This window comes from Nitrospirota bacterium, assembly GCA_040755395.1.
Lineage (GTDB): Bacteria > Nitrospirota > Nitrospiria > Nitrospirales > Nitrospiraceae > DATLZU01.
The window spans coordinates 20,950-31,303 of sequence record JBFMAX010000021.1; the positions used below are offsets into that span (position 1 = coordinate 20,950).

At 63.6% G+C, this 10,354-nt stretch carries 8 protein-coding genes; 7 read left to right on the forward strand and 1 reads right to left on the reverse strand.

The genetic code is table 11. The annotated features are described in order from the left end of the window. Position 1 precedes the first annotated feature (1 nt). The 3 genes from AB1555_18820 to AB1555_18830 all read left to right on the forward strand — a co-directional run bounded on the left by AB1555_18820 (position 2) and on the right by AB1555_18830 (position 4,565). Positions 2 to 703: a hypothetical protein gene (locus AB1555_18820; GenBank protein MEW6248744.1), complete on the forward strand. Its 702-nt coding sequence runs from the start codon at positions 2 to 4 to the stop codon at positions 701 to 703. A 206-nt stretch (positions 704 to 909) separates the two neighbouring features. Beyond that, complete coding sequence (locus AB1555_18825) at positions 910 to 2,904, forward strand: alpha-1,4-glucan--maltose-1-phosphate maltosyltransferase (GenBank protein ID MEW6248745.1); 1,995 nt, start codon at positions 910 to 912, stop codon at positions 2,902 to 2,904. Between the two features lie 2 nt (positions 2,905 to 2,906). Next, positions 2,907 to 4,565, forward strand: a complete 1,659-nt coding sequence (locus AB1555_18830) for a putative maltokinase (GenBank protein ID MEW6248746.1) — start codon at positions 2,907 to 2,909, stop codon at positions 4,563 to 4,565. 155 nt (positions 4,566 to 4,720) lie between these two features. On the opposite strand, the gene AB1555_18835 is transcribed toward AB1555_18830, so the two are convergent. Beyond that, entirely contained in the window at positions 4,721 to 5,809 is a 1,089-nt protein-coding gene (locus AB1555_18835; GenBank protein ID MEW6248747.1) for a phosphotransferase, read from the reverse strand. Positions 5,810 to 6,260: 451 nt separating this feature from the next. Between AB1555_18835 and AB1555_18840 the strand changes: the two genes are divergently transcribed. The 4 genes from AB1555_18840 (at position 6,261) to AB1555_18855 (ending at position 9,855) form a co-directional block, all read left to right on the forward strand. After that, positions 6,261 to 6,803, forward strand: a complete 543-nt coding sequence (locus AB1555_18840) for an HPF/RaiA family ribosome-associated protein (GenBank protein MEW6248748.1) — start codon at positions 6,261 to 6,263, stop codon at positions 6,801 to 6,803. After that, positions 6,800 to 9,226, forward strand: coding sequence for an ATP-binding protein (locus AB1555_18845; GenBank protein ID MEW6248749.1), 2,427 nt, complete (start codon positions 6,800 to 6,802; stop codon positions 9,224 to 9,226). Before AB1555_18840 ends, AB1555_18845 begins: the two co-directional genes overlap by 4 nt. A gap of 82 nt (positions 9,227 to 9,308) precedes the next feature. Beyond that, positions 9,309 to 9,473: an FmdB family zinc ribbon protein gene (locus tag AB1555_18850; GenBank protein ID MEW6248750.1), complete on the forward strand. Its 165-nt coding sequence runs from the start codon at positions 9,309 to 9,311 to the stop codon at positions 9,471 to 9,473. A 4-nt stretch (positions 9,474 to 9,477) separates the two neighbouring features. Further along, positions 9,478 to 9,855, forward strand: a complete 378-nt coding sequence (locus AB1555_18855) for a c-type cytochrome (GenBank protein MEW6248751.1) — start codon at positions 9,478 to 9,480, stop codon at positions 9,853 to 9,855. Positions 9,856 to 10,354 lie beyond the last annotated feature (499 nt).

Sequence of the window (10,354 nt, forward strand, 5' to 3'; positions counted from 1 at the left end):
GATGAGCGAACTGTGGCGGGAAGCGATGGTCGAAGCCTTCCGGGACACCATGAAGCGGATCGCGCTGTTCTTGCCGAATCTTCTCGCCATGATCAGCCTGGTGGCGGCCGGACTGGTGGCGGCGTGGCTGGCGAAGGTCGTGCTGCTGCGCCTCCTCCGCGCCGTCCGGTTCGACTCGCTCTGCGAGCGCTGGGGGCTCGCCGCCTCGCTGGTCAAGGCGGGCGTCAGGCAGTCTCCCGCCCACCTGGTCGGCCGCTTGGCCTACTGGGTGATCTTTCTCCTGTTCGCGTTCATGGGCCTCGGCGCCCTCCAACTACCGGCCTCGACCAGCCTGATGAACGTCATCTTCGGCTTCCTGCCCAGCCTGCTGGCGGCGCTGTTCCTGCTGCTCTTCGGCCTGCTCATGGCCAATTTTTTCGCCGAAGCGGCTCTGATCGCCGCCGTGAACGCGCAGGTTCAGGAGGCCCGCCTCATCGCCAACCTGATCCGGTGGGGGATCATGATCTTCACGACGGCGATGGTCCTGACCCAGTTGGGGATCGCCAAGGAGATCGTGGTCGCGGCCTTTTCGATCACGTTCGGCGGAGTCGTGCTGGCGTTGGCCATCGCGCTCGGCCTCGGCGGGAGAAACATCGCGAAGGAGGCGCTGGAGCGCCGCCTCCGCGACACACGGGAACGGGAAGAAGACATTTCGCATCTGTAAATGGGCGATGGGTAAGACATGATCTGTGGACGCGCGACGGGCGGGACCGGCTCGAGTGGCGCGACTCTGCCTGCGAGAAAGGCGAGAATAGCGCGACTCGCGCGAAATGTCAGAACGCTGACTGCCCATCGCGCGTTTCGCGCATGTCTCGCTTGTCGCGCAAGACGCGATTGACGATCGACGGCCACAGGCAAGAAGGAGCGGGTATGGAGCGCATGGAAGGCAGAATCAGAGTCGTCATCGAACACGTCACGCCGGAGATCGACGGAGGCCGGTTTCCGATCAAGCGCACCGTCGGCGAAACGGTCGTCGTCGAAGCGGACATCTTCGCCGACGGGCACGACGCGCTCTCGGGCCTGCTGCTGTATCGCAAGGAACAGGATCGCGATTGGACCGAAGTCCCGCTCGCGTTCCTGGTCAACGATCGCTGGAGAGGCGCGTTCCGGGTCGCGGAAACGGGGTGGTACGTCTATACCGTGACCGCCTGGACGGACCGGTTCAAGTCGTGGCGCCGCGATCTGGCGAAGAAAGTCGAGGCGGGACAGGACGTGGCGATGGACCTGCTAATCGGCGCGGGGTTGCTGAAGGACGCGGCGCGTCGCGCCGCCGGTTCCGATGCGCAGGCGCTCGCCCGATCGGCCGACGACCTGGCGGCGGCGGGCGCGGACCCTGCGGCCCGGATCCGAGTCGCCTTGAGCGACGAGGTGGCGGCGCTGATGGAGCGGCATGCGGACCGGCGGTTCGCCGCGACCTATGAGAAAGAGCTGGCGGTTGTGGTCGATCGGGAGAAGGCCCGCTTCAGCACCTGGTATGAAATGTTCCCTCGGTCCTGCTCTCCCGAACCGGGGCGGCACGGGACCTTTCGGGATTGCGAGGCCCGGCTTCCCTACATCGCCTCGATGGGCTTCGACGTGCTGTACTTTCCGCCCATCCATCCGATCGGCCGGACGCACCGCAAGGGAAAGAACAACCGGCCCGTCGGCGGACCCGACGACCCCGGAAGTCCCTGGGGCATCGGCGCGGAGGAAGGCGGGCACAAGGCAATCCATCCGCAACTGGGCAGCCTGAGCGACTTTCACCGCCTGCTCGCCAAAGCGCGGGAACAAGGTCTCGAGATCGCGCTGGACCTGGCCTTCCAGTGCTCGCCCGATCACCCCTACGTCAAGGAACACCCGGAGTGGTTCCGGCGACGGCCGGACGGCAGCGTCCAGTACGCCGAGAATCCGCCCAAGAAGTATCAGGACATCTACCCGCTGGAATTCGAGACCGAGGATTGGCGGGCCCTGTGGCGCGAGTTGAAAAGCGTCGTCACCTACTGGATCGACCAGGGGGTCCGCATCTTCCGCGTGGACAATCCCCATACCAAGCCGTTTCAGTTCTGGGAATGGCTGATCGCGGACATCAAACAGCGCCATCCCGACGTCATCTTTCTGTCCGAGGCCTTCACCAGACCGAAGGTCATGTACCGATTGGCCAAGCTGGGCTTCACCCAGTCCTACACCTATTTCGCCTGGCGCAACACCAAGACGGAACTGATGCAGTACTTCACGGAGCTGACCCAAACGGAGGTCCGGGAGTATTTCCGTCCCAATCTATGGCCCAACACGCCGGACATCCTGACCGAATACCTGCAGCGCGGAGGCCGGCCGGCCTTCATGATCCGGCTGGCCCTGGCGGCCACCCTGGGCGCGAGCTACGGCATTTACGGCCCGGCTTTCGAGCTGTGCGAGCACCGTCCCTACGAGGAAGGGAGCGAAGAGTACTTCGACTCGGAGAAGTACGAAATCAAGCAGTGGGACATCGAGCGGCCGGACAGTCTCCGCGACTTCATCGCCCGCGTGAACGCGATCCGCCGGGACAATCCCGCGTTGCAGAACGACTGGAGCCTGCGCTTCCATCCGGTCGACAACGACGAGTTGCTGTGCTACAGCAAACGCACCGAGGACCGGTCCAACATCGTGGTGACGGTCGTCAACCTCAGTCCCGTCCACGCCCATGCCGGCTGGGTGGAACTCAAGCTGGACGAGCTCGGCATCGACCCCGACGTTCCGTACCAGGTCCACGATCTCCTGACCGATACGTACTATCTCTGGAACGGACCGAGAAATTATGTCGAGCTCGATCCGCACACCGTGCCGGCGCACATCTTCCGGGTTCGGCGCCGGATCCGGACCGAACGGGATTTCGACTACTACTTGTGACCATGCACGGAGCGGATGGCGCGACGGACCGCGGGACGCTGAGACTCACCGGCCGCTGGGAGGCTCTATGCGAGGGGGAGGCGAAGGATGCGTTGGAAACCCTGCTGCGGGACGCGCTGCCGACCCGTCGCTGGTTCGGCGGGAAGGCCCGCCGGATCAGGTCCGTCACAGTGACCGACGCGGTCCCGATTTCCACGTCGAGGACACGCGCGTTCGTTCTGTTGACCCGCGTCGCCTACGAAGAGGGCGGGAGCGAACGATATCAGATTCCTCTGGCCGCCGCGTTCGGTGACGCGGCCGCTCGGCTCGCAGCCGAGTCGAGCGCCGCGGTGATCGGCCGACTGCTCGCGAACCCGGACGACGACCGGGGCGACGGCGTTCTCTATGACGCGCTCTGGAACCCGGACGTGACCAGGACCCTGCTCGAGGCGATCGGCCGGGGCCGGCGTTTCGCCGGTACCGCTGGCGAAATGATCGCGACCTCCACGCACGCGTTTGCGGACCTCGGGGCGATCGACGCCCTCCCGGCTCCCGCGGTGATGCAGGCGGAACAGAGCAATACCTCCGTGCGGTACGGAGAGCGGGTGATCTTGAAGCTGTATCGGCGCCTCGAGGACGGGATCAATCCGGATCTCGAAATCGGCCGGCATCTCACCGAGCGACGGTTTCCCCATGTCCCGCCCATCCTGGGCGCGATCGAGTACCGCCGGGGGACGGGAGAGCCGGCGACCTTGGCCGTCCTGCAAGGGTTCGTGCCCAATCAGGGCGATGCCTGGCGTTACACACTGGACTCGCTGCGCGCCTACTTCGCCCGGGAGCGGGCAGCTTCCGCGAACTTCGCCGACACGGCGGAGCCGGAGGACCTGCTGTCAGCGCTGCTCGACGGCACCGTCCCGCAACAGGCCGAAGCGCGGCTCGGTTCGTATCTGGACTCGGCCGGATTGCTGGGCCGGCGAACAGCCGAGCTGCACGCGGCGCTGGCGTCATCCCCTCATCCCGACTTCGCGCCGGAACCCGTCCCGCCCGAGTATCTGCGGGAACGCTGCGAATCGATCGCTCGGTCGGCAAGCCGGGTGTTCGACTTGCTGCGCCGCCGGTGGCCCGACCTCCCGGACGAGACGCGCAGAGAGGCTGGGGACGTGCTCGACCGTGAAGAGAATCTGTCCCGCCGCCTGGAGACTTGGCGCGGCCTCAAGCCCGACGCGTTCCGTATCCGCTGCCACGGCGACTACCATTTGGGGCAAGTGCTCTATACAGGCCGGGATTTCGTGATCATCGATTTCGAGGGCGAGCCCGCCCGCCCGCTGAGCGAGCGACGCGCCAAGCACGTGCCGCTGCTCGATGTCGCGGGGATGCTGCGATCATTTCACTATGCCGCCTCGGCGGTCTTGTTCGAACAGCGCGCGCAAACGGACGGCCTTAATGAGAGATCGGCCGGCGACTGGTATCGGTGGGTGTGTACGGCCTTCCTCCGGACCTACCGAGAGGCGGCCGGCACGACCGTCTGCCGATTCGCATCGAAGGCGCAAACCGAAGAACTGCTTCGGCTCTACCTTGTCGAAAAAGCGCTTTATGAATTGGGATACGAACTGAACAATCGCCCGGACTGGGTCCGGATTCCGCTGCGCGGCCTGCGCCACCTCTTGCAGCGGGCGGATTAACGCCGCACCGACCGCGCTCTTCCCCGAGCAGAAAGCAGGCGTCATTGGTCATTGGTCAACCGTCAACCGTGCAGAAAACGCGCCATCGTCAATTGCCAGTGAAACAGAACCGTTTCTTCACGAATGACCGTTGACGTTTGACGATTGACGTTTACTCATACCCCTAGATACCGGTTCACCTCCGCCGGCTCGAAACGGTCGGCGGCCAGCACGTTCTCGACGAAGCGGAAGATGGTCCGGCGGACTTGGATGGTCAGGTCCGGATACCACAAGGGACTGGCAATGACCAACCCGCGGAACGCGAAGAACGGCGCAGCCGTTTCGGTGACCGCGCGGTCCTTGCTCGCCGACAGGTACGTCTCCCAGAACACGCGGAACAGCACCTCCAGCGGTCCCCGCAGCTTGCCCCAGCGGCACAGGGAGAAGAAGAGGTAGTTGATCGTCATCGCCGTCACGTCGTCGGCCGGCTCGCCCCACTCCCCGCGCGAACGGTCCAGCACGCTGAAATCCGTACCGGGACGAAACAAGACATTCCACGGGTGAAAGTCGCCGTGGACCTGCGACAGGCGGCCGGTCCGATTCCGCAAGCGCCACCGCCAGCGGTTGCAGGCTTCTTCGATCGAACGCAGCAGATCGCTGGTGATGAACGCAAAGCGAGACGGATAGCTGTCGGTCAATCCCATGATGCATTCTCCGTGGCCGATCAGCTCCCGCAGCCTCCGTCGATACAAGTCGGGATCGCGCCGTTTGACCCGATGGATCGCCGCCAGGTAGCGCGCCAGGACGGTCGCGCGGCGCCGATCGAGACCCCGCAACCTGCCGCCCTTGGCCAGCCGTTCGAGATCGGTGTGATAGCTCGATCCTTCCGCCCAGGCCGTGAGCACGAAGAACTCGCGCGCGGCCGCGACGGAAAACAGCGCATGGTCCTCGGTAAAGGCGCCGACATCGAGGGCCTTCACGTGGCGCGGCAGACGGCCGTAGGAGTCATAGTCCCAGAGGATCGCTTGCGCCCGGTCCGCCATGTGCTCGTGGCCGAAGGGACCCGGGCTCATCGTCTCCAACACGGCCTGCCGGACGGCCCGTCCCACCTGAAACGTGAGCCGGACCGGCGCCCCGTACCCATATTGTTTGTAACTGTCTTCGGACGTCTCTTCCCCGATCAACCCAAAGGAGAGCAACCGAACCCCGAGACCGAACCGTTGCCGCAGATAGGCTTCCAACTTCGCCCGCTCGAGAGTCGGCATACAGACTCCCTACGCAAGTCACGTTCCAAACCGAAAATTATGAATTCTGAATTGCCAGGGATTCGGCTCAATCATTCCGAAATCCCAATTCTTACAATTCCTCATTCAGAATTCCTAATTGGGCCGCTCGCGGCCCTCGACTGCTGCATTCGGCTTCAGTTCAGGAAGAGGGACTGAGGAATTATGCGCCAGTCGACGCGAAGGCTAGGGGCGCGGGGCGAGGGGCGAGAGGCGGCCAGAACGGAACAATGATGAATGAGAACTGTGATATGAGAAATTGGGAATGCTGAATTGTCGCGCTGACTTCTGCAAGTTAGCCCTTCACCATTCCTCATTTCTCATCCCTCATTCCTCATTCCGCCGCCCTTCAGCCTTTCGCCTCTAGCCCCGCACCGAATCAAGGCATATCGTTTGCTGGCTTAGGAGGATGGACATCCCTGAAGGAGGCGCCATGGACCTGGAAATCGAGAGCCGGAACGTGGCGATGACGCCGCGGTGGAAAACCGAGATCGAAGAACGCATACACGATCTGCAACGCGGCCATCGCGATCTGATGCATGGGCGGGTGACATTGACCAAGAATCGCCACCACAAGAAGCTCAAGAATGTCGCCGAAGCACTCGTCGTCATCACCCTACCCGGGCGTCATACGATCACGGCTCGGAAAGAGGACAAGACGTTCGAGGAAGCGATCCGCGCGGCCTTCGACGCCGTCGCGATCGAACTCCGCAAGTTTCGGGAAAAACGCGCGACCACCGAAATCCGGACCCCGCCTGTGCCGCCGTTCCGGGGCGTCATCTGCAAATTATTCCCCGAGGAGGGGTACGGATTCATTCTCAAGGAGGGCGGAGGCGAGGTGTACTTCCACAAGAACGCGCTCCACGACATTTCGTTTGACGAACTCGAAGACGGGACCGAGGTCATGTTCAATATGGAGGAAGGCCAGAAAGGTCCTCAGGCCACCACCGTCAATCCCGTCCCGGTGATCGGATGAACGCCGACGTGATGGACAAGTTCAAATTGCCGGTCTCGATGTTGGCGCCTACGGTCGAGCCGAGCCGGCTCGGCTTTGCGAACACCAGCGAACTCGATCCGCTCGATGACACGGACACGATCGGGCAGGAGCGGGCGGTCGAAGCCCTGGAATTCGGCCTCCGCGTGCAAAGCGCGGGGTTCAACATCTATGTCTCCGGGCCGGTGGGCACCGGCAAGCGATCCCTGGTTCGTCGGATGGTCAAGCGCTTGGCGCAATCGGCGCCGGCTCCGCCGGACTGGTGCTACGTCCACAACTTTCAGGATCCCACCAGGCCGACCTGTCTGTCGCTGCCTGCCGGCCAAGGGCGGGCATTCATGCGCGCGATGGCCGCGTTCGTCGAGAGCATGCGCCGAGAAATTCCCGCCGCGTTCGAGAGCAAAGCGTACCTCGACGCGAAGGCGAAGATCGTCGAGGAGAACGACGCGAAGAAGAAGGTGCTGTTCCAAGAGCTGACCGAGCTGGGGAGGATGCGCGGCTTCGGCTTCGAGGAAACGCCGATGGGCTTCGGCCTCGTGCCGCTGCGGGGCGGACGACCCTTGACGGAACAGCAGATCGAATCGCTGTCGGAAGACGAGCAGCGCGACCTCACCGAGCGGCGCAAGGCGCTCGAAAGCGAAATCCGGGACTTTCGCGTGAAGGTCCATGCCCTAGACCACGAGGCGGAGCAGCGGCTCCTCGACATGGATCGTCAAGTCGTCGTCCATGTGCTGGAGGTGAGATTTCAGGCGCTCCGCAAACCTTATGAGCGGTTGCCGGCGGTGTATGCGTACTTGGACCAGGTCCGGCAGGATATGGTCGCCAACTACAAGGACTTCGTTCCCCGCGAAGGTCCCCTGCTGCCGATCCCGGGGTTCGAGCCGCCGGGACGCCGCTCGGATCTGACCCGGTACCAGGTCAACCTCATCGTGGAACACAAGGCCGACGGCGGCGCGCCGGTGGTGGATGAACCTCATCCGACCTACACGAATCTCGTCGGCAAGATCGAGCGGAAAGCCCACCTGGGCGTCATGTACACCGACTTCACCGAAATCAGAGCCGGAGCGTTCCTGCAGGCGAGCGGCGGCTTTCTGATTCTCAACGCGCTCGACATTTTGCGACAGCCCTTTTCCTGGGACGCGCTGAAACGCGTGATCCGAACGGGAGCGGTCAAGATCGAGGATCCCAGTGAGTTTTTCGGGCTCTCGACCGCCGGTCTCAGGCCCGAACCTATCCCGGTGGAGGTGAAGGTGATTTTGGTCGGTCCTCCGGCCATCTATCATCTCCTGCAAGCCTTCGAAGAGGATTTTCCCAAGATCTTCAAGGTGAAGGCGGACTTCGATCTCGACGTCGATCGGGATGACCGGCAGGAGCGACAGTATGCCCGGTTCATCGCCCGCCTCTGCCGCGACGAACAGCTCCCGCCTTTTCGCGCGGACGCGGTCGCCGAGGTGATCCGCGAGGGGTTCCGCCTCGCGGAGCGTCACGACCGGCTCTCGCTTCAGTTCAGCCTGGTCAGCGATGTGGCGCGGGAAGCGGGCTTCTGGGCCAGACGCGACGGGCGAACCTTCGTCACCCGGGCCGACGTCGAGGCCGCCGTCGCGCATAAACGACACCGCGCGAATCTGTCCGAGCAACGGGTGCAGGACGAGATCAAAGAAGGCACCCTGATCGTCGATCTCGACGGCGAAGTCGTCGGGCAGGTCAACGGTCTCTCCGTGCACCAGATGGGCGACTATGCGTTCGGGCGCCCCTGCCGGATCACCGCCAGAACGTTCGTGGGCACCAAGGGCCTTATCGACATCCAGCGGGAAGCCGAGATGGCCGGTCACATCCACAGCAAAGGCGTGATGATCTTAGCCGGGTTCCTGGCCGGGAAATTCGCCGGCGCCCACCCCTTCGCCTTGAGCGCAAGCCTCACCTTCGAGCAGACCTACTCGGAAGTCGAAGGCGACAGCGCCGCCGTCGCGGAACTCGCCGCGGTGCTCTCCAGCCTGGCCGACGTGCCCGTGCGGCAGTGGCTGGCGGTCACAGGCTCGGTCAACCAACTCGGCGAAGTGCAGCCGATCGGCGGCGTGAACGAGAAGATCGAGGGGTTTTTTGAGTCGTGCAAGAAGCATGGGCTCATCGGGCGCCACGGGGTCATTATTCCGGCCCGCAATACGAAGCACCTGACTCTGAGACGCGAGGTCGTGGACGCCGTCGAAGCCGGCGCCTTCGCCGTCTACGGCGTCAACATGGTGGAGGAAGCCCTGGAAATCCTGACCGGGATGCCCGCCGGAGAGCGAGGGCCGGACGGAGACTATCCGCCGGACAGCATCTACGGACGCGCGGCCCGACGCCTCGCCGAGATGGCACGCGCGGTCGCAGCGTGGGGCGAGCTGCGGCGACCGAATGTGGAATGAGGAAATAGTCTTAGTATTCGCAATTCCTCATTCCTCATTCCTCATTCATAATTTCTCATTCCTCATTGGAGCGCAGCGACGCATGCCGATGTACGACTATCAATGCCTGGACTGCGGGAAGGAATCGCTGCTCGTGCTGACTTTGAAAGAGCATGAGAAGGGCGAGGTGAAGTGCCCGGCCTGCGGGAGCACCAACATGCGGCAGATGTTCACCTCCTTCATCCCGCACACCACGAAGAAAAGTTGACGCGATGAGCCGCAGTACCTTCGCACGGCGCGTGTTCGGTCTCGCGGCGTTGAGCGCGGCGCTCGGTATGGGGGCGGTCGACCTTCGGGCCCAGGACGGCGGAGCCGATGTGAACCGCGGCCGGGCCGTCTACGAGCGACACTGCCTGGCCTGCCACGGTGTCGGCGGCCGGGGAGACGGGCCTGAGGCCGCCTCGCTGAGGACGAAGCCGGCGAATTTCCATCGCGCCATCTCGATGCTGAAGTCCGACGAAGAACTCCTGCGCGTCATCGAGTACGGCGTGGTCTTCAGCCCGATGCATGCCTGGCAAGGGAAACTGACGGAAGGTGAACTGCAGGACGTGTTGGCTTACATCCGCCTCCTCCCTCAACAGTCACCATGAGCCTATGGCCGCGACTCGTTGCAATGCTGAAGACGTGAGGCGTGACGCGTGGAAGCGGGACACGCGCGACTTGCGCGAAATGTCGGAAGGCAGATTGCCCGTCGCGCGTTTCGCGCCTTTCGCGCTCGTCCCGCCGGGACCAATTACATCCGGGGGCAATGGGTGCCCGCCCATCGCGCATGTCGCGCTTTTCGCATGCGAGCCGACCACTGATGGCTGATCACCGATAGCGAGTTCAACGCCTGGTTTCGGCTTGACACTGCACCTGGGCGACGAATACGATCAGGCGCGCCCGCGCGGGCGCCGTCATCTGCGAACACGGGGCCCCATACGATGACCGCTCCTCTGCGGACATGGTGGAGTCAACTCCAAGTCCAGCAGAAGCTCTGGCTCATCCTCATGGTGTGTTTTGTCCCCGTCCTCGTCGCGCTGGCCGTCCACCTCGCCTTCGTGAATCATCTGCTGGATCTGCAAGAGAAGCGGCATCGGGTCCAACTCG

What these genes read in the sequence shown, in the direction of transcription:
- AB1555_18820 (MEW6248744.1), top strand. Translation starts at nt 2, where the DNA reads ATGAGCGAACTGTGGCGGGAAGCGATGGTCGAAGCCTTCCGGGACACC.
- AB1555_18825 (MEW6248745.1), top strand. Translation starts at nt 910, where the DNA reads ATGGAGCGCATGGAAGGCAGAATCAGAGTCGTCATCGAACACGTCACG.
- AB1555_18830 (MEW6248746.1), top strand. Translation starts at nt 2,907, where the DNA reads ATGCACGGAGCGGATGGCGCGACGGACCGCGGGACGCTGAGACTCACC.
- AB1555_18835 (MEW6248747.1), bottom strand. Translation starts at nt 5,809, where the DNA reads ATGCCGACTCTCGAGCGGGCGAAGTTGGAAGCCTATCTGCGGCAACGG.
- AB1555_18840 (MEW6248748.1), top strand. Translation starts at nt 6,261, where the DNA reads ATGGACCTGGAAATCGAGAGCCGGAACGTGGCGATGACGCCGCGGTGG.
- AB1555_18845 (MEW6248749.1), top strand. Translation starts at nt 6,800, where the DNA reads ATGAACGCCGACGTGATGGACAAGTTCAAATTGCCGGTCTCGATGTTG.
- AB1555_18850 (MEW6248750.1), top strand. Translation starts at nt 9,309, where the DNA reads ATGCCGATGTACGACTATCAATGCCTGGACTGCGGGAAGGAATCGCTG.
- AB1555_18855 (MEW6248751.1), top strand. Translation starts at nt 9,478, where the DNA reads ATGAGCCGCAGTACCTTCGCACGGCGCGTGTTCGGTCTCGCGGCGTTG.